Origin of the sequence: Bradyrhizobium sp. AZCC 1577, from assembly GCF_036924575.1 — a bacterium.
Taxonomy (GTDB): Bacteria; Pseudomonadota; Alphaproteobacteria; order Rhizobiales; family Xanthobacteraceae; genus Bradyrhizobium.
This window is the reverse complement of record NZ_JAZHRQ010000001.1, coordinates 2,807,613-2,834,593: the sequence shown is the minus strand read 5'-3', so window position 1 is coordinate 2,834,593 and position 26,981 is coordinate 2,807,613. Positions and strand designations below refer to the sequence as shown.

Genomic DNA, 26,981 nt, shown 5'->3' with positions numbered 1-26,981 from the left:
TATTCGTGGTCGCAGTCAAACCTATTTTCGTCAGGCTCTACGGCAGCACCTCGCGGCGCTCGCTGAGCAGCGCGTCGGTCTCGGCGCGCTTGTCCTCCAGGAGCCCGGCCTGGGCGGCTTCGATCACCTTGTAGAGTTCGTGGGCGTCGCTGAGCCGCGTCACCGTCACGTAGTCGGCGCCGGCCTCGTAGAGGTCGTTGACGTTGGCCAGGATCTCCGCGGTGGCAACGATCTTGGCGGTCGGGTTGAGCGAGCGGACGTGCCGGACCAGCTTTTCGTTGTCGGCGCCCTTCAACAGCGAATCCGGGATGCTGAGGATGATCAGTTCGGCCTTGCCGACGCCGGCATGCACCAGCGTATCGACGTTGCTGATGTCACCATAGACCACGTGCATGCCGCGGTCCGTCAAGGTCCTGAATACCAGCGGATTGAAGTCGATCACGGTGATCTGCTCCAGCACCGCCGGAGTGAGGCGCTCGATCTCGGCAACCAGCGCGCTGGCGGCGCGGAAGAACCCGAGAATGACGATCCGGCGCGCCTCCCCGTGCCCGCCCTCGTGCGCTGCGTCGGCCTCATGCTTGTGATCGAGGTCGCGAAGCCCGATCCGCTTCAGCGGACCGATCAGGCCGCGCGTGACCTGGTCGCTGCGGCCCATGACGAAGGTGCTCAGGACCGCCAGCACCACGAAGGCGAACGACGCCGCGCTCGACGTTTCCGGGCTGATATGGTGTGCCAGCACGCCGGTCTGGATCACGACCAGCGAAAACTCCGAGATCTGCGCCAGGTTGATCGCCGGCAGGAGGCTCGCGCGCAGGCCCTGCTTCATCAGATAAAGCGGCGTGAACGTCGTCACCATGCGGCTGACGACGGTGAAGGCCGCGATCGCGAGCGCCAGCCCGATCACCGACGCACCGGGGACCGGGATGGTCATGCCGAGCGAGACGAAAAACAGCGTGATGAAGAAGTCGCGCAGCGTCGTCACCTTGGCGGTGACGTCGAGCGCATAGGGGAATGTCGACAGCGATACGCCAGCCACCAGCGAGCCCATCTCGCGCGACAAATGCAGCCTCTCCGCGATCTCGCCGATCAGGAAGCACCAGGCCAGTGCCCCGAGCAGGATCAGCTCGGGCCGGCGCGCGATCTGGTGGAACAGCCACGGCAGCACATAGCGGCTGAGCACCAGCGCGGTCGCCACCAGCACGCCGACCCGGGCGATCGACAAGAGGATCACGCTTACTTGCAGATTGTCGAGGCTCGGCTGCACCGCCAGGAACAGGATCGCGAAGATGTCCTGCAGCACCAGCACACCGAGCGTAATCCGCCCAGGCAGCGTGTCGAGCTCGCGCTTCTCGTACAGCACCTTGACGATGATGACCGTGCTCGACAGCGCGCAGGCGATGCAGAGATAGAGCGCGTCGAAATGCCCGCTCCCCATCGACAGGCCGATCCCGATAAAGAACAATATTCCGAGCAGGACGCCGCCGACCAATTGCCCGCCCGCGGCAAACAGAATCACCTTGCCGGCGCGCACGATCTTCTTCAGGTCGATTTCCAGCCCGATCATGAACAGCATGAAGATCAGGCCGAGCTCTGAGATGACGGTGATCGAATCCTGGGATTCGACCCACTTCATGCCGAATGGACCAATGAAGAACCCGGCGATAAGGTAGGCCAAAATCAACGGCTGCCGGGAAAAATGCGCCAACAGGCCGAGCACCCAGGCGAACAGGATGCATAAGGTGATATCGCGAATAAGCTCGTGCATGGTTCCGGACTTCCCCCTTTTGCAACCTAGAGGTCCCGGCGCAAGGGTCAAACAAGCAATGTGTCACAGCCATAGAATGGGGGCTTTTCTCGCGATTCTGGCCGTGTTGTCGATCCCGTACGCCTCCACCGCCAGCGCCCGGACCACAGGCGGAATCGAACAGAATTTCGCAAACTCCCGCCCCCTGATCCCCCAGCGGATCGCCTATTTCGACACATCAGGCAAGATGGCGGGGAGCTACCTCAAGTCCCCGATTGCGTTAAAACCGTTCGCGACCGTCGAGGTCTTCATCGCTGCAGACGACGTGCGCGGCGAAACGGGAGCCAATTTCGTGGTCGACTGGGCGGCCACGGGCGAGATCACCGAGCCCACGGTCGAGGCGCTGATGGTCGGCGTCGGCACCGGACATCATGCCTTCGTCAGCCAGGCCGATCAGGATCGTCGGCAAGAACCAGGCTGAAACGACGACGAGACGAGAGAGCCGCCCGGTCGGGCCTCTCAACAAGAAACAAGATGGAGTGAACATTCATGTCTACCGCTTCCTTCGATTTTGCGCCCTTGCTGCCCACCGGATTGCCGGCGCCGGCAGCGCGGTGGACCGGCCTTGCCAGATACAGCTTTGTCGGCGGCAACAATGATCCCGAGCAGGTTCCGGTCGATGGCCTGATCGACGCCGTCAATACCGTTCTCCGGCGCGAGGGCAAGACGCTCGCGACCTACGGCCTAGCCAGCGGCCCGCAGGGCTATCGCCCCTTGCGCGAATTCCTCAGCGCGAAACTCAAGCGCGACGCCGGCATCGCCTGCATTGCCGACGATATCATGATCGTCTCCGGTTCGCTGCAGGCGCTCGACCTCGTCAACCAAACCTTGCTGGCGCGCGGCGACACCGTGCTGGTCGAGCAGGAGACCTATCAGGGCGCGCTGACCCGGCTGACGCGGCTTGGTGTCAAGGCGATCGGCATCCCTCTCGACGAGCAGGGCATGCGGATGGATGCGCTGGCGGCAGCCCTTGCCGACCATAAAAGCCGCGGCATCACGCCGAAATACATCTACACTATCCCAACCGTGCAGAACCCGACCGGCAGCATCCTGCCGGAGATGCGGCGCGCCGAGATGCTGAAGCTGTCGCAGCAATATGGCGTGCCGATTTTCGAGGACGATTGCTACGCCGACCTGGTTTGGGCCGGCAAACGTCCGCCCGCGATCTACGCCATGAGCAAGCATGGCGGCGTCATCCACATCGGCTCGTTCTCGAAGTCGATCGCGCCGGCGCTGCGGGTCGGCTTCATCGTGGCACCCTGGGAGATGATGTCGCGGATGCTGGCGCTGAAGACCGACGCCGGAAGCGGCGCGCTGGAGCAGATGGTGCTGGCCGAGTACTGCGCGCCGCATTTTTCGACCCACGTGCCGAAGCTGACACGCGGCCTGCGCGCCAAGCTCGACACGCTGATGGAAGCGCTCAGCGAGCAGTTCGGCACCTCGGCCGAATTCGAGGAGCCCGAGGGCGGCATCTTCCTGTGGGTGAAGCTGCCCGACAATGTCGACACGCTAAAACTCTATCAGGCCGCGCTTGCCGCCGGCGTCGCCATCAATCCGGGGCCTGAATGGTCGACCGACAAGGCCTATGCCGGCAGCCGGCTGCGGCTGTGCTTCGCAAGTCCCTCGCATGAACAGATCCGCGAAGGCGTCGCCGTGCTCGCCGAAGTCTGCCGCAAGGAGTTCGGCGTGCCGGCACGGATCGCGAATGTGGAGAAGCGGGCGCGGAGCTGAGCCTGCAAGCCTTGGCCAGCGTCCTATTCAGCCTTGATCCCGGCCTCGGTAATCAGCTTGCCCCATTTCACGCTTTCGCTCTGGATGAATTTTGCAAAAGCCTCGGGCGAGGTGGGCGCGGGTTCGGCGCCGAGAACGCGGATTTTCTCGATCGCCGCGGGATCGCTCAACGCCTTCACGAAGGCGGTATTCAGCGTTTTGACGATGTCGGGCGGCGTGCCGGCGGGCGCGACGATGCCGAACCAGCCGACGGATTCGAATCCGGAGAGGCCCTGCTCCGCCAGCGTCGGAACATCGGGCAGGAAAGCCACGCGTTTCGCGGCGGAGACTCCGAGCGCCTTCAACTTGCCGTCGCCGATCAACTGCTTGGATGCAGGGATATCCAGCACGGCCAGTGGGACGTGGCCGGCAAGAACGTCTGTCGTCGCCGGCGCGGTGCCGCGATAGGCGATCAACTGAATTCCGACACCGGCCTTCTGGTTGAACAAGGCCGAGGTCAGGTGCATCGCCGTGCCGTTGCCGCCATGGCCGATCGACAGCCCCGCCGTTTGAGCCTTGGCCTTGGCAATGAGATCGGCGACAGAGGCAATGGCCGATTGTTGCGAAGACACCAGCACGAACGGGATTTCCGCCAGCAAGGTGACCGGCGCCAGATCCTTGATCGGATCGAACGCCATCGCCGCGCGGTTGAGGTGGGGATTGACGGTCAGCACGCCGGCTGCGGCCACGCCGAGCGTGTAGCCATCAGGCGCTGCCTGCGCTACCGCGCCGATCCCGATATTGCCGCCCGCGCCCGCCCTGTTCTCGATGACAACGGGCTGACGCAGCGTTTCCGATAATAACGGCTGCAGGGCGCGGATGACGATATCGGCACTGCCGCCGGGCGGAAATGTCACGATGATCTTGATGGGTTGATCGGGATATGCGTTTGCTGCTTCAATCGCCGACAACGACAGCGACAAAACAACAACAAGGGCGCGGGTCATGCCTTGCCGGATCGACGGAAACATTGAGGGTCCCCCCGATGATCTCTGTGGCGCTCAGTAATGCATGATCGTCCCAGCGCAGCAAGCGACAAGGCGGCAAGTGACATGGTGAAGACCAGCGTTCTCGTGGTCGGTGGCGGTCCGGTTGGTCTCACCTTGGCGATGGACCTCGCATCGCGGGGAATATCCATCACTGTCGTGGAAACACGCGCCGCCGGCGAGCCGCCGAGCGTGAAATGCAACCACGTCTCGTCGCGCTCGATGGAAATTTTTCGCAGGTTAGGACTGGCGCAGAAGCTGCGCGACGCCGGATTGCCGGCCGACTATCCGAACGATTGCTCTTACCGCACCACAGCGACGGGCATCGAGCTCTCGCGTATCCTCATTCCCTGCCGGCGCGATCGCTATATCGCCACCGGCGGACCAGACACCGGTTGGCCGACAGCCGAGCCTCCGCACCGCATCAACCAGATCTATATGGAACCCGTGCTGTTCGCCCACGCCGCCGCCATCAACGGGCTGCAGATTCTGAACCGCACCGCATTCGAGGATTTCAGCGAAGTCGATGAGGGCATCGTTGCAACCGTCCGCAACCTCGATACCGGAGCCGCCTTTCAGATTCACGCCGATTTCATCGTTGGCTGCGACGGGGCGCGGTCGCTGGTTCGCAAGGCGATCGACGCCAATCTGCAGGGAACGCCGATCATCCAGCGCGTGCAATCGACCTACATCCGCGCGCCCGCCCTGCTCGGCCTGATGGACCGGCCCGCCTGGATGACGCTGTCGCTCAATCCGCGGCGCTGTGGCACGGTTGTCGCGATCGACGGCCGCGAGAAGTGGCTGATCCACAATCACCTCAATCGCGAGGATGAGACCTTCGAATCCGTCGATCGCGATGCCTCGATCCGCGCCATCCTCGGCGTCGGCCCCGACTTCGAATACGAGATTCTGAGCAAAGAGGACTGGGTCGGCCGCCGCCTTGTCGCCGACCGGTTTCGCAAGGGACGCGCCTTCATCTGCGGCGATGCCGCGCATCTGTGGATGCCCTATGCCGGCTACGGCATGAACGCCGGGATCGCGGACGCAACGAACCTCGCATGGCTGCTCGCCGCCTATCTGCAGGGTTGGGCCGACATCGCCATCCTCGACGCCTATGAGGCCGAGCGTCTGCCGATCACCGAACAAGTGTCGCGCTTTGCGATGGAGATGGCGGGCAAGGTCTTGAGCCAGCGCCGCACCGTTCCTGATGCAATCGAGCAGCCGGGGCCGGAAGGCGATGCCGTCCGCAAGCAGGTGGGGCAAGCGGCCTATGACCTGAACGTGCAGCAATATTGCTGTGCCGGCCTCAACTTCGGGTATTTCTACGATCGCTCTCCGATCATCGCCTATGACGGCGCCGAGCATCCGGGTTTTACGATGGCGGACTTCACGCCGTCCTCGACGCCGGGCTGCCGGCTTCCGTTCGCGAAACTGCCGGACGGACGGCCGGTCTATGATGCGTTGGGTCCGGGCTACACGCTTTTGCGCTACGATCCGGGTGTTGTGGTTGCGCCCTTGACCGATGCGATGCGCGCCAATGGCGTCCCGTTTGAGATCGTCGATGTACCCGGCGACCAAGCGCCGCCGCCCGGCGGCCACAAACTCATCCTTGCGCGCACCGACCAGCATGTCGCCTGGCGGGGTAACGCGATCCCTGACGATCCCGCGCCGCTCGTCGGCAAGCTGATCGGCCGAAGCCTCACCCCCAGCCCGGATTGATCCCCTGATGACGGAGGCGCGCTCCCAGCATCGCCTAGGCATTGCCCTGGTCGTCGCCGCCGCCATTGCCTGGAGCACGGCGCCGTTCTTTACAAGGCTGCTTCCCTACGACTCCTGGACCATCCTGTTTTGGCGCGGATTGTTCGGCGGCGGCCTGATCGTGGCGATCATGCTGGTGCTGCAAGGCCGCGCCGGACTGCGGGATCTGACAAGGATAGGAAAAAGCGGCTGGCTGGTCGCATCATTATCGACATCCGCCATGATCGCCTTCATCCCATCGCTACAACTGACCAGCGTGTCCAATGTGGCCATCATCATCGCGACAGGCCCCTTCGTCACGGCCGCGCTTGCCTGGGTGTGGTTGCAAGAAGTCCCGCATGCGCGAACTATGGTCGCGAGTGTCGTGGCGCTCTGCGGCGTTGCGGTCATCGTCGGCAACGCGCGCATCGGGTCCGATATCCTGGGAATAGCGCTCGCTTGCTTCACGACGCTGGCGATCGCCGCGATGACCGTCATGGTCCGGCGGCACAAGGATACGTCCATGGTGGCCGCCGCCGCGCTATCCAATTTTCTGGGCAGCATCGTCAGCATTCCCTTTGCCGGCAGCATCGCCGGCATCCCCGGGGCCGATATCCTGATCCTCGCGATGTTCGGATTTTTCCAGGTTGCGCTGGGGTTGACGCTGTTTTTCCTCGGTTCGCGGCTGCTGCCTTCCGGGCAGGCCGCCCTGATCTCCACGCTGGAGACGCCGCTGATGCCGTTCTGGATATGGGTGGGATTTGGCGAGGTGCCCACACTACGGGTCCTCGCCGGCGGCGCTCTGGTGATGGGCGCCGTCATTGCCGACATCGCCGGCGATATCCGCGCGCAGCGGCCATCAAAGTGAATGGGCGGCTCACCGCACCGCGAACGGCGCCTGATAGGGCCGGCCGAATGGCACGCCGTTGATCACGGTCTGCACGGGCTTGAGCAACAGCTTGCCCTCGCGCTTGTTGTTGCGGGTGTCGACGAACGAGGTCTGCGCCTCCACCAGATCCAGGATGGCGACGTCGCCGGGTGCGCCGATCTGCAGCGTGCCGATCTTGGGCGCGCGGTTGATGATCTTCGCCGGCGTCGAAGTCGCCGCCGCCACCACCTGCTCCAATGTAAGGCCGAGCGTGATGAATTTACTCATCACATTCGGCAAATACGGCATGCCTGGCGAGTTGCCGGAGAAGACATGGATGTCGGAGGAAATCGTATCCGGTGTGCAGCCGCCGGGAAGCGCGACCTCCGCCACCGTGAAATCGAAACTGCCGCCGCCATGGCCGACGTCGAACATCACGCCGCGCTGCTTGGCTGAGAGCGCTGCCGGCAACAGCTTGCCGTCCTGAACGATGTTGGTGAAGAGGCCGCCGATGTTCGGAGCGCCGGAATAGGCGTGCGTCAGCACGTCGCCCGGCCGCATCAGATCGAGAATCTCTGACATCAGCTCCCTGGTCTCGACGCCGCCGATATGCACCATCATCTTGGCCGGCCAGCCGCACATTTCGCAGGCTTTGATGCCGCGCTTCAGCGGCTCCAGCCCGTGCCTGGCGATCACGTTCTCCGACATCCTGACCTTCACGCCGAGCAGGAATTCCGGATTTTCCGCCAGCGCCATCGCGCAGGCATCGACTTGCGCGTAATCGATGTTGTAGAGCTCGGCCACCGGGAAGCCGGACAATCCGTTGTTGGCGATATGGACGAAGGCGTAAATTCGCGCCCGCGATTGCGCCACGATGTAACGCCGCAGCGCCGCGAGATTGTTGACGCCGGCATCGCCCGCCGACACCACCGTGGTGGTGGCCTGGGCCTGCACCAGCTCGTCGGCGGGAATGCCGATCGCCGAACCATAGGGGTAGACGTGCGAATGCAGATCGATCAGGCCGGGCGTCACCAGCTTGCCTGAGGCATCGATGGTCTTGGCGGCGCGCGCGGCCGGAATCTCGTTCTCGACGGCCTCGATCACACCCCAGCGGATACCGATATCGCGCTTGCCCTTGAGCGACTGGCTCGGATCGAGCACGTCGCCGCCCTTGATCACGAGGTCGAATTTGTCATTCGGTCCCATCGTGGCATGGGCGCTTCCGGACATCGCGGCGACCGCGGCCGATCCGGTCAGGCTCAGGAAATGACGGCGTGAAACCCCGCTCATGGCAGCCTCCCCAGTTTGATTGTTATGGCGCGATGATGCGCCCGCTCCCAGCCTTGCGCAAGCAAGAGTAAAGCCTGCCCATCCTCGTCCCACGCTGGATTGAAGCTCGGCGCTGCCGGTTTGCAGTGGGCGCTTGCTGTATCGACGTTCGCAGCTTTGCCTCTCGCGGCGCACGCATGCGCGACACGGCCACAACAAGAGAAGCGATCGGACGAGTGGTCATCAAGAAGAAGTATCGTTACTGACGCCTCGAATCGCATCGCGTCGCGCGTTCGGTCCGGATGACCCCAAACGAAAAATGGCCCCTCGCGGGGCCATTCTCTTTGTTTTGCGTGTCGCTGCGTTCGAAAAAATATCAGCTATAGATCTCGAACAGGCCGGCGCCGCCCTGACCGCCGCCGATGCACATCGTGACGACGCCCCACTTGGCCTTGCGCCGGCGGCCTTCCTGCAGGATGTGGCCGGTGAGACGCGCACCGGTCATGCCGAAGGGATGGCCGATCGCGATCGAGCCGCCGTTGACGTTGTACTTCTCCGGATCGATGCCGAGCTTGTCGCGGGAATAGCGACACTGGCTGGCGAAGGCTTCGTTGAGCTCCCAGAGATCGATGTCGTCGATCTTCAGGCCATGGCGCTTCAGAAGTTTCGGCACGGCGTAGATCGGACCGATGCCCATCTCGTCCGGCTCGCAACCCGCCGCCGCCCAGGCGACGAAGCGGCCCATCGGGTTGAGACCGCGCTTCTCGGCATCCTTGGCTTCCATCAGAACGACCGCCGCCGCGCCATCCGAAAGCTGGCTGGCGTTGCCGGCGGTGACGTATTTGCCCGGGCCCTTGACCGGCTCGAGCTTGCCAAGGCCTTCCATCGTCGTGTCGGGACGATTGCACTCGTCGCGGTCGACGGTGTAGTCGACGATGCTCTCCGCCTTGGTCTGCTTGTCGACCACCTTCATCTTGGTCTTCATCGGGACGATTTCGTCCTTGAACTTGTTGGCCTGCTGGGCGGCGGCCATGCGGCGCTGCGATTCCAGCGAGTACTCGTCCTGATATTCACGGCTGAGCTTGTAACGCTCGGCAACAATATCGGCGGTATCGATCATCGCCATGAAGATATCGGGCGCGACCTTGAGCAGGTCCGGATCGATCGATTCCTTGGGCGAGCCGCCGCCCGGGATCGAGATGCTCTCGACGCCGCCGGCCACGATGCAGTCAGCCCCGTCAGAGCGGATCGAGTTGGCGGCCATCGCGATGGTCTGCAGGCCGGAGGAACAGAAGCGGTTCACCGAGACGCCGGCCGTCGATTTCGGCAATCCCGCGAGCAGCGCGGCCTGGCGGCCGATGTTCGGCGCGCCATGCGCGCAATTGCCGAGATAGCAGTCTTCGACATAATCCTTGTCGACGCCGGCGCGTTCGACCGCGTGCTTGATGGCGTGAGCCGCCATCGACATCGGCGGGGTGATGTTGAACCCGCCGCGGCCGGACTTCGCCAGCCCCGTACGTGCATAGGAAACGATGACAGCTTCACGCATTTGAAAGACCTCCCTTTGATGCGATCCAGTATGGACTGGAGCCGCGGCGGTGTGTAGCGAAAACCCGAATTCCGGCGGACGGAACAGAATGAACCGCAGGCCGGCTCAAGGCCGGGATTTGCACAATGCCCGTTCTTGGGCAAGGCCACGTCTTCTGCGGCCGATGCGCGACGAAGGCCGCATGCGCCGGCTGTTTCACTCAGCGAAATTGGCCGCTATTGAGATCGCCCGCAAACAGCGCTCCAAGACAGGTCAGGGGTGCGATAGTAAGGACATTGCGCTTTCCGTACCGCTGGCCGTAGCGGCCATCTCACGGTGACGCTCTAAGCCCATTTCATGTGACACACGAGACGCCTCACTTCCCTGTTCCGGCCACGGCGAGAATGGGTGCCCAGCGTGCGATCTCGGATCGAACGAAACGGTCGAATGCCGCCGGATTGCGCTCGTCCTTTGCCGGGATCGAGCCGCCGAGCTGGGCGATCCGCTCGCGCATGACGGGCTCATCGAGCGCCCGGTCGAGCGCATCGGAAAGCCTCGCGATGATTTCGGGCGAAACGCCCTTCGGCGCAAATAGTCCCGCCCATACGCTCATCTCGTAGTTGATGCCAGCCTCCCCCGCGGTCGGAACATTCGGCAGCGTTTCGAGGCGTTTCGCAGCCGAGACCGCGAAAGCCTTGACCGAACCGGCCAAAACCGACTCCGCCACGCTGACCGATTGCTCGCACATGAAGTCGACGTGACCGCCGACCAGGTCATTCAAGGCCGGGCCTGATCCGCGATAGGCAACGAGCGCCGGCTTCGCGCCGAGCTCCGCGGTGAACAGCAGGCACGCCATATGCGAGGAGGCACCGACGCCGCCATGGGCCTGCTTCACCGCGTCGCCCCGTTGCCGCAGCGCTGCGACGAACTCCTTCAGGTCGTTTGCCGGGAAATCCTTCCGCGCGATCACGACTGCCGGGGAATGCGCGGTGATGCCGATCGGCACGAAGTCGGCAACGGGATCGTATTTGAGGTTCGGCGTCAGCACTGGCGCTGCGACATGTGAGCCCATGGCAGCGGCAAGCAGGGTATAGCCGTCGGGTGCGGCAGCCGCGACGCGGCCGCTACCAACCGTGCCGCCGGCGCCGCTGACATTCTCGATGACGATGGATTGCCCGAGGATCTTCGACATCTGATTGGTGACGATCCGCGCCACCACGTCGCTGGCACCTCCGGGAGGGAACGGCACGATCACCGTAATCGCCCTGGAGGGGTAGTCCTGCGCACGCACCGATCCTGCGATGCCAGCGAACAGCATCGCAACCAGGCAGGCCTTCCAGAGACACGTGCAAGGTTTCATAACGCGCTCCTGTCCCTTGCTGCTGCGCGGTCACACGTTTCCGTCGTTCAATATTTCCGCGACCTCGACCGAACGCCCCTCACGCGCCGAAAGAATGCCGGCGCGCACCACCGCGAGCGATCGCGTCGCCTCCTCGCCGCCGACTTCGTGCTGGCGCTGCCCGCGCGCCGCCGCGGCAAATTCCTCGAGCTCTTCGACCAGGGTATCGTTGTTGGTGCATGGTACCGCGACCGGCTGGCTTTCACCGCGCTTGAGCAACCGGAGCCCGTTGTGCAAGTCGTCGTAGAACGCCGTCATCTCCTTGCCGTAGACGTTCATCAGGTAGTACTCGGACGCTGAGGCGTAGCTTGCATTCAGCGTCGAGAGCGCGCCGTTCTCATGCTGCAGGATCAGGCTCGCGACATCCGGATTGTCACCGGGCAGCACCAGTTGCGCCGACTGTGCGCGTACCGCCTGGATCGGCCCGATCAGGTAGGTGAGCACGTCAACATAGTGGATGCCGATCTCCAGCATCACGCCGCCCGGCATGCCTGCAGCCTGGTAGCGCCAGGAGGTGAGATCGATCTTGCCAAGGCGGTCGCGGCTGATATTCGCCTCGGCATTAACGAGCCTGCCGAACCGGCCGGCGTCGATCTCTCGCCTGATGTAGCGGAAATGGCTCTCGCGCCGCCGCTGATAGCCGAGCGCCAGCACCACCCCGGCCTTGCGGCAGGCCTCGGTGATGGCGCGGCCGTCCGCGATGGTGTTGGCGATCGGCTTGTCCAGAAAGACGTGCTTGCCGGCGGCCGCGGCAGCGCAGGTCGTCGCGAGATGCACATCGTTCGGCGTCGTATTGATGATCGCCTCGATCTCGGCATCGGCCAGCAGCGCCTCGTAGCTCGCGGCCGGCCGGCAGCGGTATTTTGCCGCGAAATTTTTGCGTTTCTCATCCGACCTTGTGTAGCAGCCGCGGATCTCGAGCTTGCCCGAGCGCTGGATGGCATCCGCCAGCACGTCGGACCACCATCCCATCCCGATACAGGCCACGCGGAGCGGATCGGCACTCATCACTTCGCCCTCCCAAGGACCTTGCTCTCAAAGATGCCCTTCCCAAAGGCCGCCTTGGTCCGGCCGGCTTCGGTCCCTGCTACTTCATTCCCACTTCGCACCGATCGACTCGACGGCCGACCTGGCGATCCGCAAATCGGTCTCCCAATCGCCGCCGCTGACGCCGACACCGCCGATGCATTCGCGGTCGACCAGCACCGGCACGCCCCCTTCCATCGCCGTCCACCGCTCCGGTCCGGCGGCGAGCGCGAGCCCGATCGCATGGCTGACGTCGAGGTCCTGGCCGGCCGCGCCTTTCGCCGTTGTCGGACGCCGGTTCGACGCGGCGCAGACCGCCTTGGTGGTGCAGGAGTGCACGGTATGGAAGCGGCCGCCGTCCATTCGTTCGATCAGGATCACATGGCCACCGGCATCCACGACGGCACAGGAGATCGCGATGTTGGCCTGGCCGGCCAATTCCAGCGCCGTCGCCATGATCCTTTTCGCGCCCTGATGCGTCAGGCGTTTGCTCTCGGCAACAAACATGGCAGCGCTCCGGTCGGGAGGGACAGGCGGATTGTGCCCCATCGAGAAACGACGTGCAATCTCCGGCTGCTTTTCTTTCAGCACACGCCCCGCGCGATGAAGCCTAGCCAGACTATGAGGCGCGAACATGGAAGGTCGTCAGGAATTCCGTGCCGACGGCCTGGCGGCCGAACGCCTCAGATATGCTGCGCCATGATCCGGCCGGGCCGCGCATCCGGGCGAGGCTCGATATCGACCGACCACAGGTCGTGGTTGTCGACGTCCTTCAATGTCACGGTCATGACTCCGGTCTTGCCGTCGATGTCGACGCGGCCGAAAAACTGTAGGCCGAAACAGGGAGCGAGATTCTCGCCGCTGCACCCCTTCTGGAACATTGCTTTCGGGCCGAACGTATTGTCGAGCGGGGCCGGCGCCCAAGTGCCCGCATGTAGCGGGCCGGAGACGAACTCCCAGAACGGCTCGAAGTCCTGATAGATCGCGCGGTTCGGATCGTAGTGATGCGCGGCCGTGTAATGCATATCGGCGGTCAGCCACACAATGTTGCGGATGCCGGCGCGCTTCATGAACGACAGCAGATCGGCGATCTCAAGCTCGCGCCGCTCCGGCGGACCGTCGCCGAGCGCAATCGCGTCCTCGCTGAACAGGCCGATCGGCATGTCGGCCGTGATCACCTTCCAGGTGGCGTCGGAAGCCACCAGCTCGCGCTTCAGCCAGGCCAGTTGCGCCGCGCCGAGGATGCAGGTGTCGCTGTGGTCGTCGCGCTGGTTCAACGTGGAATCGCGGTAGCTGCGCATGTCGATCATGAAGACATCGAGCAGCGGGCCGTAGGCGATCTTGCGATAGATGCGGCCGTCCTGCGCGGGCGTCGCGCGCATCGGCATGAATTCATGGAACGCGCGGCGCGCCCGCGCCACCAGATGCGAGGTGCCGTCCTCGGCATAGCCACTCGCGTCGGCCGTGCCGACCGGCGCCCAGTCGTTCGTGACCTCGTGATCGTCCCATTGCGCGAACAAGGGGATCGCCGCATGGAAGGCGCGAAAACTCGGATCGAGCCAGTTGTATTTGTAGTTGCCGCGGAACTGCGCGAGGGTTTGGGCGACGACAGACTTTTCCTCGGTAACGAGATTTCGCCAGACCCCGCCGTCGGGCAGCGTCAGTTCCCGCTCCACCGGGCAGTCCGCATAGATGTGGTCGCCGCAATGGATGAAGAAGTCCGGACGGTTGTCGAGCATGATCCGGTAAGTCCGCATGCCGCCGCGGCTTTCGTCGATGCCCCAGCCCTGCCCCGTCGTATCGCCCGACCAGGCAAATGATACATTGCTCCGTGCCGTGGGTGCGGTACGAAAATGCCCGACCTGGGCCTCGCCGGCGATCCCCGGCTCGCTTTCAAACCGCACGCGATAGAAAATATCCTGCCCCGGCGGCAGTCCGTCGAGCAGAACTTTCGAAGTGAAGTCGGCGTCCGGCAACGCATCGGCAGAAGCCGTGCCAATGATGGTCTTGAAATCTTCGCTGGCCGAACACTCGACCTGCATCCGCGCCGCCCGGTCGGCGCGCGCCCAGATCACTGCGGAATTGGCCGAGACGTCGCCCGATTGAATGCCGCTGGTGACGAGCGGCCGATCCGCGGCGCGGCTGAGGTAGGGTCTGGCGAGGCCGCCGAAACCAGCGACGGCGAATGTCGCGGCAGAGCGGACCAGCCATTGACGCCGCGTCAGAGCGGGCTTGGCGCGAATCGCAATCGGCATCGAACACCCCTCGTCGAATCACGACGAAGGTGTGCCCGAGCAATTTGAATGCTGGCCGAAGGTTTTGCGACAGGTGGATGAAGGTGAAGAGTTGTAGCAACTACCGCTGCCAGTCGCAGATGCCGCCGGACTTGCACGGCCAGGTCTGGATCCGCGTGTCGCGGGCCTGCGCGTCGAGCGGGTTGCTGTGGGGTCGCGCCAATTTGGTGCGGGCAGAGCCGCGCGGTTTCTGCACACGCTCATGCGCCACGTGAGTCTTGGGCGCGACAGTTGTGGGCGCGACAGTCTTGGCGGCAGCAGTTTTGGGCGCAGCAGTCCTAGGCGCAGCAGTCTTGAGCGCAGCCGTTTTGGATGCGGCGGCGGGCTTTGGCACGACCACGCGCTCCGTCTTCACCTGCTTGCGATCGGTTCTGGCCTCGATCCGGACCGGGGCGAATCGCGTCTCCGGGCCGAGTCGCTTCGGTGAGAGCATGGCTTGGGAAGGATCGAGCTCGAGGAGTTCGCCCGCGCGATATTCGTCTGCCAGCGCGGCGCTGCCCGACATCAGGAGCACCGTGCAAAGCGCCGCGGCAATAGCGTTTTTCAGGACCATCGCAGGCCTCCTGAAATCAACCCAAAGAATTAAGAACAGCCGACATGTAGGGCGCCGGCCGGACAATTCCAGCCGTTCCCGCCCTCAGGGTTACCGGTGACTGAGCCAGCCCCGTGAAAAACTTCACGTGCCGGATGAACAGCCCCTACTCGGCGGCCTGCGCCACCGGCTGGCCGATCGCCGCTTCCAGCCGCGTGCACTCCGCACGGTATTTCGCGACATTGGCTTCCTTGACATGGCCATAGCCGCGAACGAGTTCCGCTGATTTCGCCAGCGCCACCAGACGCGGCCAGTCATGCGGCTTGGCCCTGTCGAGATGGCGGAAGACCATCGCGGAATATTCGCCCGGCAGGGCCCGCTCCATCCGCCGCTCGGCTGAATAGCCGAACGGATCGAACGCGGTGCCGCGGAGGAACTTTAAGTGGGACAGGATGTCGAAGGCGCGGAATATCCAGGAGCCGAATTCGCGCTTGCGCAAATGCCCGGTCAGTCTATCGCGGGATGCCAGCAGCGGCGGCGCGAGGCTGACCTTGACGCTCGCGTCACCGTCGAACTGCTCCTTCAGCGCTTTTGCAAACTCGCCGTCGGAATAAAGTCGAGCGACCTCGTATTCGTCCTTGTAGGCCATCAGCTTGAACAGGCCCATGGCGAACGCCTCGGTCAGTTCATGCGAGCCCGGCGCGGCCTTGGCTTCCGCGGCGCGGACGCGCTCGACCTCGGCGAGGTATCGCTTCGAGTAGGCCTCATTCTGATAGTCCGTCAGGAACTTGGCGCGGAACGCGATGCTTTCGTCGAGCGTGCGCCGGACCGGCGCCGCGCCCGAACTCTTGAAGCGTGCGGCGCTGACAACGCGCGGCAGATCGTGCGCCGCGAGCCGGCCCCAGGAGAACGCGAGCTTGTTCATCTCGATCGCCGCGCCATTGAGGTCGATCGCCTTCATGATCGCTTCCAGCGACAGCGGGATTGCCCCGCGCTGGAACGCAAAGCCGAGCATGAAGGCGTTGGTGGCGATGCTGTCGCCCATCAGCGCGGTGGCAAGCCCGGTGGCATCGAGAATGTCGAGGTCGGATGCGCTGACCGCCTCGTTGAGCGAATCCCGCATCGTTCCCGCCTCGAAATCGATGTCGGGATTGATGACGAAGCTCGCGGTCGGCAACAGGTCGGCATTGACGATCGCCCGCGTCACGCCGCGCTCGGCCCGGCTCAGCGCGGGGATGCTGGTGGCGACCACGATGTCGCAGCCGAGGATGAGATTGGCGCCGCCGGGGGCGATGCGGACGGTCGAGAGATCGTCGGCCTGCGGCGCGATGCGGACGTGGCTCATCACAGCGCCGTTCTTCTGCGATAACCCTGTGAAGTCGAGCGTCGAGCACGCCCTGCCCTCGACATGCGCGGCCATGCCGAGCAGCGCGCCGATGGTGATGACGCCGGTGCCGCCGATGCCGGTGACGAGGATGTTGTAGGCGCCATCGAGCGCGGGGCCTGCCGGCGTCGGCAGATCGGCAAACAGCGCCGAGGGATCAGCCGCCGCCCGATCGGCCTTCCGCAAGCGCCCGCCATGCACCGTGACAAAGCTCGGGCAAAAGCCCTCGATGCAGGAAAAGTCCTTGTTGCAGTTCGACTGGTCGATCCGCCGCTTGCGGCCGAATTCGGTTTCCAGCGGCTGCACCGAAACGCAGTTCGAAACGGAAGAGCAGTCGCCGCAGCCTTCGCAGACGCGTTCGTTGATGAAGACGCGCTTCGGCGGATCCGGATAGAGTCCGCGCTTGCGGCGCCGGCGCTTTTCCGCCGCGCAGGTCTGGTCATAGATCAGGACCGTGAGGCCCTTGACCTCGCGCAACTCTTTTTGCACCGCGTCGAGCTCGCGGCGGTGGTGAACGGTCGCGCCTGCCGGAAAATAGTTGCTGGGATATTTCTCGGGATCGTCGGAGACGATGGCAAGCCGCTTGGCGCCCTCCGCCGAAACCTGGTGCGCGATCTGCGATACCGAAAGCCCGCCTTCGGCCGGCTGGCCGCCGGTCATCGCGACCGCATCATTATAGAGGATCTTGTAGGTGATATTGACGCCGGCAGCCGCCGCCGCGCGGATCGCGAGCAGGCCGGAATGGGTGTAGGTGCCGTCACCGAGATTCTGGAACACATGTGGCTCGCTGGTGAACGGCGCCTGCCCGATCCAGGTGACACCCTCCGCGCCCATATGCGAGATCGTTTGCGTCCGGCGGTTCGGCACCGACAGCGCCATGCCGTGACAGCCGATGCCGGCCATCGCGCGGCTGCCCTCGGGGATCTTGGTCGAGGTGTTGTGCGGACAGCCCGAGCAGAAATACGGTGTCCGCTGCAGCTTTGCGGTGCCGACGCCGTCCACGGGACGGTCGAACGCCTCGAGTTTTGCGAGACGCTGCTCCAGTGCCGGGCTGCGATGACCGAGTTTTCGCAACCGCGCCACGATGGCCGCCGCCACCATGGTCGGCGTCAATTCGCCTTCGCTCGGCAACAGCATGGCGCCGCCCTCGTCAAGTTTGCCGACCACCGAAGGGCGCTTCGCGGCATCCATGTTGTAGAGAATGCGGACAAGCTGGTCCTCGACAAAGCCGCGCTTCTCCTCGACCACGAGCACGTCCTGCAGGCCTTCGGCAAAGGCCCGCGCGCCGGATTCCTCCAGCGGCCAGGTCAGCGCCACCTTGTAGATACGCAATCCCAGTGCCCGCGCTTCCACATCGGTAATGCCGAGATCGGCCAGCGCCTGCCGCAGATCCAGATAGGCCTTGCCGGTCGCCATAATGCCGAGCCGCGCCGGCTTTGAATCCAGCACGATACGGTCGAAGCGATTGACGCGCGCGAATGCGGCGACCGCCTGCATCTTCGGACCGTGCAGCCGCCGCTCCTGCTCCATCGGCGCATCGGGCCAGCGGATCGAAAGCCCGCCCGGCGGCATCTCGAAATCGTCGGGCATGATGATCTTGATGCGATCGGGATCGCTGACGATCGAGGCCGAGCTTTCGACCGTCTCGGAAATCGCCTTGAACCCGACCCAGCAGCCGGAATAGCGCGATAGCGCAAAGCCCAAAATGCCGAGATCGAGATAATCCTGCAGCGTGGCCGGGTTGACCACCGGCATCAAGGCTGCCGCGAACACCTGCTCGCTCTGGTGGGCGAGCGTCGAGGACTGGCAGCCATGGTCGTCGCCGGCCAGCGCAATCACGCCGCCATTCGGCGAGGTGCCGGCGGAGTTGGCATGCTTCAGCGCATCGACGGAACGGTCGACGCCGGGGCCCTTGCCATACCAGATGCCGAATACGCCATCGACCTTGGCGCCCGGGAACATGCCGACCTGCTGGCTCCCCCATACAGCGGTAGCCGCCAGGTCCTCGTTGAGACCCGGTGAGAACTCGATGTCATGCTGCTTGAGGAAAGTTTTGGCGCGCCACAGCGCGTGATCGTACATGCCGAGCGGCGAGCCGCGGTAGCCGGAGATGAAGCCTGCGGTATTGAGCCCCTGTGCGCGATCGCGTTCGCGCTGCAACATGGGAAGGCGGACCAGCGCCTGCGTACCGGACAGAAAAATCCGTTTCGCATCCAGACGGTACTTGTCGTCCAGTCCCACTTCCATCAACGCCATTCGTCCGCTCCCCGTCGCACGTTCCGCCGGTTATTTGAACCGGTCTAATTGCGAACAGCATGCACCGATTTTGCTATGCGTGCCCAGCGTGAATTCATGGCCGCAGGGCATATCTCGCCCGTGTTGTGGATCGGCCGGGCCTCTTGCGGAAGCCTTCCTTCTTTGAAACGCTTAGGAATAAAGGGAGACGCCAGCGATGACAGAACCGGCCTTCAGAACCGAGATATCGGAGAGCGGTAATCTGCTCGTCGGGCCGTGGCGGAGCCCGAGGCAAATGCTCCACGCGCAGGTCTATGATTCGCACGCCTCGATCCACGACGATGCGACCGCGCAGAAGCTCGGCTTTCAGGGCGGCACCATCGAGGGCCCGACCCATTTCAGCCAGTTCGCGCCGCTGTGCGAACGCATCTGGGGCCAGGCCTGGTTCGAAACCGGCTGCCTGTCCGCGCACTACCGCAATCCCGCCTTCGAAGGCGAAGAAGTGCAGGCGAACATCGAGAAACCGAAGCCGGGGCAAACGACTTGTGCGATCGGGATGACCAAGCACGACGGCACCGAGATTTTGCGCGGCACCGCTTCCGTCGGCGACGTAATGGAAACAGCACTTTCCCGGCGACTCGGCGAATTGAAGCCGCTCGCCGATCCCGTCATCCTCGCCGACGTCAAGGTTGGCATGAAGACGCCGCGTCAGGCCGTGAAAATGGATTTCGACCAGCATATGGGCGATCTCTATCCGTTTTCGCTTGAGCAGAAGCTGAAGCTCATCACCGAACCATCCGCGTATTATTCCCAGGAGCTCAATCCCTGGGGCCGCGCGATCATCCCGTTCGAAATGCTGAGCGTGCTGTTTCAGTACCGCGCCCGCGAAGACCGGCTGCCGGTCCGCGGACCCGCGGTCGGGCTGTTCGCGGATCAGGAGATTCGCCTGCTGCGCGGGCCGCTATTCGTCGGCGAGACCTATGCAACCGAACGCGAGGTCGTCGCGCTCAGCGGCAGCCGCCGCACCGAAAGCGTCTGGGTCCGCACCACCGTGTTCGCAGCCGACGACACACCGGTCGCCACCATGCTGTTGAACATGGCGAGCATCAAGGATTCCTACGCTAACTACGAGCAGGAGCACCAAGCGCTCTACGGCTAGAGCATGATCCGGAAACAGTACCCGATGCGGGGAGTGGAATGAGATGCGCCTGAAAGATCGTGTCGCCATCGTCGTCGGCGCCGGCCAGAGCCCCGGCGAAGGCATCGGCAACGGCCGCGCCACCGCGCTGACCTTTGCGCGCGAAGGCGCCAAGGTGCTGTGCGTCGATCATAATCTGGCCTCGGCGCAGGAGACCGTCGACATGATTGCCGCAAGCGGCGGCACTGCGGCAGCCTTCAGAGCCGATGTCACCAAAAGCGCCGAGTTGAAGGCGATGGTGGCAGACGCGCAAGCACGCTGGGGCCGCATAGACGTGCTGCACAACAATGTCGGCGTCAGCCTGGCCGGCGGCGACGCCGAACTGCTCGATATCAGCGAGGAAGCGTTCGACCGCTGCGTCGCGATCAACCTTAAGAGCTGCGTGTGGGCGGCCAGGCACGTCATCCCGATCATGCGGGTGCAAAGAAGTGGCGCGATCATCAACATCTCCTCGATGGCCGCGATCACGACTTATCCGTACGTCGCCTACAAGGCGACCAAGTCGGCGATGATCGCCTTCACCGAACAGCTCGCCTACCAGAACGCGCAATACGGCATCCGCGCCAACGTCATCCTGCCCGGACTGATGAACACGCCGATGGCGGTCGACACCCGCGCCCGCGAATTCAAAAAGAGCCGCGCCGAGGTCGAGGCCGAACGCGACAGCAAGGTGCCGCTGCGCCAGAAGATGGGCACCGGCTGGGACGTCGCCAACGCCGCGCTGTTCCTCGCCTCGGACGAAGCGAGTTTTATCACCGGCGTGACACTGCCGGTCGATGGCGGCGCGAGCGTGCGGCGGGGATAGTCGTGTTGTGTCCGCGAGAATCGTAGATACAGTGGCGGAACCGTATTACTCCCGCCCCGCATGTTTACCTTTAATTAGTAACCTTCTCTTAAGGATTGCGGCCGTTGGGCGGTCTTTTTGACGCGCCCCTGCTCACGCGATCTGCGCCGGCGTTGTTTGTTTTTGGTCGCCCCGCGTGATTCGAAAAAAATCGATCGATTCCAATGACACGATGATGTGACAGCAACGTCGTCGCTTGTCGAAATCCCGTCTCGTTGCGGTCGTACGAATTTCATGTGCGCTCGCTATGAGGCGCCACAAGAATTGTGGGAAGCCGAGGCACCATGAACGAAGAATTCGACTACGAGCTGACACCGGCGCAGTGGGAAACGCTGAAGGCATTGCGGACTCCATCTTCGAGCCTGCCCCGCATGAGCCGCACCACGATCGACGGCCTGATCGCGCTCGAACTCGCCGTGATGCACGGCGATGTGCCGGTTATCACCGCGAAGGGACGCAAGGTGCTGATTCGCGGCTCGTCACTGCTGCTGCAGGATCTTGCGGCGTGATTCTTGGTTCCGTGTCCCGGACGCGGTGCAGCGTGCAACGCTGCGCCGCAGAGCCGGGACCCACCAACAGCGTATGGACCCCGGTTCTGCAGCGCACCGCTAACGCGCTGCGCTGCGCCCGGGAAACGCAGCTCACACCGGTTTCTCCTCATCCGTTACCGGCGAGGTGATCACCAGGAACACCAGATCGACCAACCCCGAATTCGAAATGGCGTGTTCGACGCCGGGCGGCAGGAAGATGACGTCGTGCTTGCGCACCACGTGATTTTTTCCCGCGATCTCCATCAGCCCCTCGCCTTCGAGCACGTGATAGATCTGCTCCTGCACGAGGTGCTTGTGGCGCGCGACATGGGCCATCGGCTGGTACATCGAGATGCGATAGTCGATGTGGCGGGAGCCCGCGGTCTCCGGCATCGCCAGCGGCTTTGATAGGGCGCCGCCAAAGTGATTGGGGAATTCGCGCCACGGCACTTCGGCGATATTGCGGATAAAGGCGCCGTTGTTTTCTGGAGCCATGATTGCCTCCTTTGCCGGTCAGATCACTAGCGCCCCGCCATCGACATAGACGATCGATCCGGTCGCAAAACCGTTCGCCATGAAGCTCAGGATTTGCCGCGCGATGTCCTCAGCCGCACCGACGCGCCCGGCCGGCAGCGCCGCCGCCGTCTTCGCCAGCATGTCGCGCCGCGCCTCTTCCGGCATCGCAGCACGGATCGGGGTGTCGATCACGCCCGGCGAGACCGCATTGACACGCACCGGCGCCAATTCCAGCGCGAGCGCCCTCGCCAGCGACTCCAGCGCGCCGTTGGCGGCGCTGACGATTGCCGAGTTCGGCCGCGGACGGACACTGAGAAAACCCGAGACCAGGGTCAGCGAGCCGCCGGCGCGGATTTCGGCCTCGCGCGCGACCCGCCACGCGCCCCAGAACTTGCCTTCCATGGTGACGCGCACATCTTCCATCGCCACCGTCTTGAACGCCCCGGTGCGAAGCTGCGCCGCCGTGACCACGACATGATCGACCGGACCGCAACGGCGGAACAGCTTTGCCACGCTATCATCGCTGGTGACGTCGGCGGGGATCGCGATGGCGTTCAGCTTCTCCGCCACCTGGTCGAGTTTTTCGACATTGCGGGACGCAATGATGACGTCTGCACCCTCGCGCTTCGCCATCTCCGCGGTCGACATGCCGATGCCGGAGGAACCACCGACGACGACGACTTTCCTGCCTGCTAGCAGCATGTGATTTCCTCGAAGTGAGATCAGGCGGGCTGGTAGCGCGTGCCGATACCGGCCTTGCTCTGCCCGAGCCCGGGCAATTCCCAGACGCCCGCACCGACCGGATTGATGTCGGCGGCGATATCGACGTCGATCAGATAGGGTTTGTTCGCCGCGATGGCTTTGCGGATGGCCTCGCCGAGATCGCCGGCGCGATCGACGCGCACGCCCTCGACGCCGCAGGAACGGGCCATCGCCGCGAAATCCGGATTGTAGCGCTCGCCGGTGTTGGGATCGTGGAAATCGGTCGCGAGCTCGCGGCCACTGAGATAGCCGCGCTGTAGCCCGCGGATCGAGGCGTAGGCGTAGTTGTTCCAGACCACCCAGACCACGGGCAGATTGTATTCGACAGCCGTCCCCAGCACATTGGCGTGCATGAAGAACGCGCCGTCGCCGCACACCGACACGCAGGGACGATCGGGCGCCGCGAACTTCGCGCCCATCACGCCGGCAACGCCAAAGCCCATCGGACCGAACCCCATCGAGCCGATCAGCGAATCCGGCCGCTTCGGCTTGCAGAAGCCGAGCAGCCAGTTGTGATGCACCCCGATGTCGCTGACGAGGATGGCATCTTCCGGCAGCGCCTTGTCGATTTCGAGCGCGGCGCGCTGCGGATTGATCGGCGTGGTGTCGTCGGAAAATCCGGGGGCGACGAACTTGTCCCACTCTTTCCGATAGCCATCGATCTGCGAGAGCCACTTCTTGCGCGCGTCCAGCTTCTTCGCGAGATCGCCGCGGCGATCGAGTTCGGCGTGAACCTGCCGCAGGAAGGTACGGACGTCGGCCATCAGGCCGAGCGCGACCGGATAGTTGCGGCCGATCTCCTCCGGATCGATATCGACATGGATCAGACGCGTCGGCGGAATGGTGAAGGAATAGCCGGGAATCCACGAGCTCGAGGTACGATCGTCGAACCGCATCCCCATTGCCAGCAGCACGTCGGCCTGACGCGTCGCGTGATTGGCTTGGTAGTGGCCGGCCCGCGCGACGAGGCCCAGCGCCAACGGATGGTTGCAGTCGATCGCGCCGAGGCCGCTGGCGGAAGCCGCGACCGGAATCTGCAGCCGCTCGGCGAGCCGCAGCAGTTCCTCCGCTGCGCCGCCGTAGCGCACGCCTTGGCCGACGATGATCGCCGGCCGCTCGGCACCGAGCAGCATGTCGACGGCTTTCACCACGCCCTCCGGATCGGCGCCGCAGCGGCTCGATATGTTGGCGTTCCACTCGATCGCGTTCGGCGCCTCCTCGGCCGCCGATTCCATGAACACGTCGAAGGGCACGTCGAGCACGACAGGCCCGGGGCGGCCCGTTGTCATGGTCTTCCAGGCCTGCCGGACCGCCAGCGGCACCATTTCGCCGCGCGTCGGCTGGAACACCTTCTTGCAGATCGTGCGCACGGTGGAAGGAAAATCGGCCTGGTGATGCCGGTACATCTCCTGGAAGGCGCCCCGGTTGAACTGGCTGGTCGGCACGTTGCCGGTCACCGCCAGGAACGGCACGGAATCGAGAAAGGCATTCGCAAGCGAGATCGGCAGGTTGGCCGAGCCGGGCCCGCAGGAGGTAAACGTCGCCGTCGGCCGGCCCGAGACGCGGTAGTAAACGTCGGCCATGAAGCCGGCGACGCTCTCGTGATGCACCGAGATCGTCTTGATATCGTGGGAACGTTCATACAGCGCGTCGATGAATTGGATGTTGCCGTGGCCACACAGGCCGAACACCTGCGGCACCTTTTCCTGGATCAGATAGTCGACGATGACCTGGGCGCCGTTGAGCATGTTACGCGACATCGATTCACTCTCTCTCCCTAAGCCCAACGAATTCGCCTCCGCGTCTTTACCTCGCGCGGTCGGCTGCCTCGCGAACCTATTTCTCATAATACTGTACGTCAATTGCTATTGTGGTATGCTGAATCGCACCTCCGACCGGAGGTGATGCCGTTGAAGGGCAAGGGCGACCTGCTAGACTTCGCCTCGCCCACCTGGAGAACTGATTCCGTGAAGCCGCGCACCAAGCCGAGGACGAGCGACAAGCCTGCAGGCCCACGCAAGGTTTCGATCGCAAGGCTGATGCCGTCGAGCGAGCCCAACATCGACGACGAAGCCGAGGAGCGCGCACGCGGCGGCGTGCAGTCGCTCGGGCGCGCGTTCTCGATCCTGGAAGAAGTCGCGCGCCACCGCGAAGGCATTGGATTGGCTGATCTCAGCAAGCTGGTCGGCCTGCACAATTCCACCACCTTTCATCTCGCCAAGACGCTGGTGTCGCTCGGCTATCTCAGGCAGGAGCGCGATTCCAAACGTTACCGCGTCGGCCGGCCGCTGTTTGCGCTGGCGGCCAGCGCGCTCGACGAAATCGAGATGGTCAATCTGGCCACGCCAATCCTGGAAGAGCTGTCGCGAGAGACCGGCGAGAGCGGTCATTTTGCCGTGCGCATGGGCGACGCGGTGGTCGTGATCGCCCGCACCAGCGGGGCTGGCGCGTTCCAACTGGCCGACCGCGTCGGCGTGGTGCGGCCGGCGCACTGCACCGCGCTCGGCAAGATCATGCTGGCCTCGCTCCGCCCCGATCAGTTGAAGCGCTTTCTCGAACGCGTCGAGCTGAAGCCCTCGACGAAAAAATCGATCACCGATCCCGCCGTGCTGATGCGCGAGATCGCCGAAATCCGCCGCAACGCGATCGCATTCGACGACGGCGAATACAACGCAGAAGTCCGCTGCGTTGCGGTGCCGGTGTATCATTTCACCGGCGAAGTGATCGGCGCGCTCGGCATCTCCGGCCCGATCTGGCGCATGACCGATCAGGTGGTGCAGAGCCGCGCCAAGCTGGTGCAATCGGCCGCCAGCCGGCTGTCGATCGAATTCGGCGCACGGGGTCTGGCGAAATCCTCCTGATTTCCCGACCTCACTCTTTCTGAATTGCCTCAGTGCGCGGTGCTGCGCGGCCACGACGCATTTGGCGTTGACAGCCGACGCCGCGTCCGGAAATATCCTACAATAATAAAAGAACGTCTCTCACATTGTCGCATAAGCGGGAATCGGAGGGAGAACGTCAAGGCGAACTCTCGGGAGGAGATCAGTCATGACCCGCTTTAGCCGACGCACTCTGTTGAAGGCCGGCGCCGCTTTTGCCGGCGTATCCGCTATCGGATCTCCCGCCATCGTCCGCGCACAGGCCGCGCGGATCAAAATCGGCCATCTGGTGCCGCTGACCGGTTTCCTCGGCGCGATCGGCAGCTACGCCCAGCTAGGGGTGAAGATGGCGGCGGAGGAGATCAACGCGTCCGGCGGCATCATGGGCAAGCCAATCGACCTGATGTCGGAAGACTCCGTCAACCCCGCCACCGCCTCGACCAAGGCGCAGCGCATGATCGAACAGGACGGCGCCGTGCTCTTGTTCGGCGAAATCTCATCCGCCTCGTCGCTGACCATCATGCAAGTCGCCGAACGCAACAAGAAGGTGTTCTTCTCGACCGGCGCGCGCTCGGACGCGCTGCGCGGCAAGGACTGCAACCGCTACTCCTTCCATTGCGACATTCCCAACACGGTGATGGTCAACGCCGTCGGCACCGCGCTCAAGCAGAAGAGCATGGTGAAGGGCAAGAAGTTCGTCACGCTGACGGCGGACTATATTTTCGGCCACGACCTCTTGAAGGCGGCAAAGGCCTTCTTCAGCGCCAACGACGCTACCCTGATCGGCGACGAGCTGATCGCGACCGACGTTACCGACTTCAGCCCGTATCTCCTGAAGGTGCGGCAGGCCAAGCCCGATGTCGTCTGCTGTAACCTCGCCGGCAACCAGGTCACCAATCTCGTCAAGCAATATGCCGAGTTCGGCTTCCCCTACCCGCTCGTCGGCTTCAACCTCAATACCGGCGACGCCTGGGCGATGGGCGAAGGCAATCTTTCCGGCACCTGGCCGACGGTCTGGTACCACACGCTCGACAATCCGGCGTCCAAGGCCTTCGTCGAGGCCTTCAGCAAGAAATACGGCAAGCCGCCGGAGAACCATGCCTGGATCGAATACATCACGCTGAAAATGATCGCGCAGGCGATCACCGAGACCAAGTCGACCGAGAGCGACGCGCTGATCGGCTATTTCGAGAAGCAGACGCAGTTCGACATCATGAAGTCGCGCAAGGCGTATTTCCGATCCTGGGACCATCAGCTCGTTCAGGAGGCCTATCCCTTCACGGTGAAGGCGAAGAACGAGATGAAGGACAAGTGGGACATGCTGGTGCTCGGCGAGGCCGTTCCGGCCGCGGGCGCCGACCTTGAAACGATCTACCCGACGAAGACGCAAAATCCCTGCAACATGAAGGCATAGAAGCCC

General features: G+C 63.7%; 22 protein-coding genes. 9 read left to right on the top strand and 13 right to left on the bottom strand.

Features of this window, described 5'->3' with window-relative positions; translation table 11 throughout:
* Positions 1-37 precede the first annotated feature (37 nt).
* On the bottom strand, positions 38-1,765 hold the full coding sequence (locus V1278_RS13180) for a cation:proton antiporter (protein WP_334381025.1): 1,728 nt from the start codon (positions 1,763-1,765) through the stop codon (positions 38-40).
* Between the two features lie 76 nt (positions 1,766-1,841).
* Here V1278_RS13180 and V1278_RS13175 point away from each other — a divergent pair, with 76 nt between their 5' ends.
* Complete coding sequence (locus V1278_RS13175; RefSeq protein ID WP_334381024.1) at positions 1,842-2,225, top strand: DUF3124 domain-containing protein; 384 nt, start codon at positions 1,842-1,844, stop codon at positions 2,223-2,225.
* A gap of 68 nt (positions 2,226-2,293) precedes the next feature.
* A complete protein-coding gene (locus V1278_RS13170) occupies positions 2,294-3,535 on the top strand; it encodes an aminotransferase-like domain-containing protein (RefSeq protein ID WP_334381023.1) in 1,242 nt (413 codons plus the stop codon).
* A gap of 23 nt (positions 3,536-3,558) precedes the next feature.
* Here the strand turns inward: V1278_RS13170 and V1278_RS13165 are convergent, their stop codons facing one another.
* The gene (locus tag V1278_RS13165; RefSeq protein ID WP_334381022.1) at positions 3,559-4,545 is read right to left on the bottom strand and encodes a Bug family tripartite tricarboxylate transporter substrate binding protein; all 987 of its coding nucleotides are present in this window, start codon (positions 4,543-4,545) and stop codon (positions 3,559-3,561) included.
* A 36-nt stretch (positions 4,546-4,581) separates the two neighbouring features.
* Here V1278_RS13165 and V1278_RS13160 point away from each other — a divergent pair, with 36 nt between their 5' ends.
* Together V1278_RS13160 and V1278_RS13155 are read left to right on the top strand one after the other, a co-directional pair.
* Positions 4,582-6,279, top strand: coding sequence for an FAD-dependent oxidoreductase (locus V1278_RS13160; RefSeq protein WP_334381021.1), 1,698 nt, complete (start codon positions 4,582-4,584; stop codon positions 6,277-6,279).
* Positions 6,280-6,286: 7 nt separating this feature from the next.
* Positions 6,287-7,165, top strand: a complete 879-nt coding sequence (locus tag V1278_RS13155) for a DMT family transporter (RefSeq protein WP_334364222.1) — start codon at positions 6,287-6,289, stop codon at positions 7,163-7,165.
* A gap of 9 nt (positions 7,166-7,174) precedes the next feature.
* Here the strand turns inward: V1278_RS13155 and V1278_RS13150 are convergent, their stop codons facing one another.
* The 8 genes from V1278_RS13150 to V1278_RS13115 all read right to left on the bottom strand — a co-directional run bounded on the left by V1278_RS13150 (position 7,175) and on the right by V1278_RS13115 (position 18,853).
* Positions 7,175-8,455 carry an amidohydrolase/deacetylase family metallohydrolase gene (locus tag V1278_RS13150; RefSeq protein WP_334381020.1) on the bottom strand — a complete coding sequence of 427 codons (1,281 nt, stop codon included), beginning with the start codon at positions 8,453-8,455 and terminating at the stop codon, positions 7,175-7,177.
* A 355-nt stretch (positions 8,456-8,810) separates the two neighbouring features.
* Positions 8,811-9,983, bottom strand: coding sequence for a thiolase family protein (locus V1278_RS13145; RefSeq protein ID WP_334381019.1), 1,173 nt, complete (start codon positions 9,981-9,983; stop codon positions 8,811-8,813).
* A gap of 355 nt (positions 9,984-10,338) precedes the next feature.
* A complete protein-coding gene (locus V1278_RS13140; RefSeq protein ID WP_334381018.1) occupies positions 10,339-11,322 on the bottom strand; it encodes a Bug family tripartite tricarboxylate transporter substrate binding protein in 984 nt (327 codons plus the stop codon).
* Positions 11,323-11,352: 30 nt separating this feature from the next.
* The gene (locus V1278_RS13135; protein ID WP_334381017.1) at positions 11,353-12,369 is read right to left on the bottom strand and encodes a Gfo/Idh/MocA family protein; all 1,017 of its coding nucleotides are present in this window, start codon (positions 12,367-12,369) and stop codon (positions 11,353-11,355) included.
* A gap of 84 nt (positions 12,370-12,453) precedes the next feature.
* A complete protein-coding gene (locus tag V1278_RS13130; protein WP_334364227.1) occupies positions 12,454-12,894 on the bottom strand; it encodes a GlcG/HbpS family heme-binding protein in 441 nt (146 codons plus the stop codon).
* Between the two features lie 176 nt (positions 12,895-13,070).
* A complete protein-coding gene (locus tag V1278_RS13125; protein ID WP_334381016.1) occupies positions 13,071-14,642 on the bottom strand; it encodes an alkaline phosphatase D family protein in 1,572 nt (523 codons plus the stop codon).
* A gap of 100 nt (positions 14,643-14,742) precedes the next feature.
* Positions 14,743-15,234, bottom strand: coding sequence for a hypothetical protein (locus tag V1278_RS13120; RefSeq protein ID WP_334364229.1), 492 nt, complete (start codon positions 15,232-15,234; stop codon positions 14,743-14,745).
* Between the two features lie 145 nt (positions 15,235-15,379).
* Positions 15,380-18,853: an indolepyruvate ferredoxin oxidoreductase family protein gene (locus V1278_RS13115; protein ID WP_334381015.1), complete on the bottom strand. Its 3,474-nt coding sequence runs from the start codon at positions 18,851-18,853 to the stop codon at positions 15,380-15,382.
* A gap of 196 nt (positions 18,854-19,049) precedes the next feature.
* Here V1278_RS13115 and V1278_RS13110 point away from each other — a divergent pair, with 196 nt between their 5' ends.
* The 3 genes from V1278_RS13110 to V1278_RS13100 all read left to right on the top strand — a co-directional run bounded on the left by V1278_RS13110 (position 19,050) and on the right by V1278_RS13100 (position 21,383).
* Positions 19,050-19,991, top strand: coding sequence for a hypothetical protein (locus V1278_RS13110; RefSeq protein WP_334381014.1), 942 nt, complete (start codon positions 19,050-19,052; stop codon positions 19,989-19,991).
* Between the two features lie 43 nt (positions 19,992-20,034).
* Complete coding sequence (locus V1278_RS13105) at positions 20,035-20,835, top strand: SDR family NAD(P)-dependent oxidoreductase (RefSeq protein WP_334381013.1); 801 nt, start codon at positions 20,035-20,037, stop codon at positions 20,833-20,835.
* A gap of 323 nt (positions 20,836-21,158) precedes the next feature.
* Entirely contained in the window at positions 21,159-21,383 is a 225-nt protein-coding gene (locus V1278_RS13100; protein ID WP_334381012.1) for a hypothetical protein, read from the top strand.
* A 132-nt stretch (positions 21,384-21,515) separates the two neighbouring features.
* On the opposite strand, the gene V1278_RS13095 is transcribed toward V1278_RS13100, so the two are convergent.
* From V1278_RS13095 to V1278_RS13085, 3 genes are read right to left on the bottom strand one after another with little or no spacing between them, the layout of a single operon-like run.
* Positions 21,516-21,899 (bottom strand): cupin domain-containing protein, encoded by a 384-nt coding sequence (locus tag V1278_RS13095; protein ID WP_334364234.1) that lies wholly within the window; start codon positions 21,897-21,899, stop codon positions 21,516-21,518.
* Positions 21,900-21,917: 18 nt separating this feature from the next.
* Positions 21,918-22,622 (bottom strand): SDR family oxidoreductase, encoded by a 705-nt coding sequence (locus tag V1278_RS13090; RefSeq protein ID WP_334364235.1) that lies wholly within the window; start codon positions 22,620-22,622, stop codon positions 21,918-21,920.
* Between the two features lie 20 nt (positions 22,623-22,642).
* A complete protein-coding gene (locus V1278_RS13085) occupies positions 22,643-24,442 on the bottom strand; it encodes a thiamine pyrophosphate-binding protein (protein WP_334381011.1) in 1,800 nt (599 codons plus the stop codon).
* A 207-nt stretch (positions 24,443-24,649) separates the two neighbouring features.
* Between V1278_RS13085 and V1278_RS13080 the strand changes: the two genes are divergently transcribed.
* Positions 24,650-25,543 (top strand): IclR family transcriptional regulator, encoded by an 894-nt coding sequence (locus V1278_RS13080; protein ID WP_334364237.1) that lies wholly within the window; start codon positions 24,650-24,652, stop codon positions 25,541-25,543.
* Between the two features lie 187 nt (positions 25,544-25,730).
* Positions 25,731-26,975 carry an ABC transporter substrate-binding protein gene (locus V1278_RS13075; RefSeq protein ID WP_334364238.1) on the top strand — a complete coding sequence of 415 codons (1,245 nt, stop codon included), beginning with the start codon at positions 25,731-25,733 and terminating at the stop codon, positions 26,973-26,975.
* The last annotated feature ends 6 nt before the right edge of the window (positions 26,976-26,981 follow it).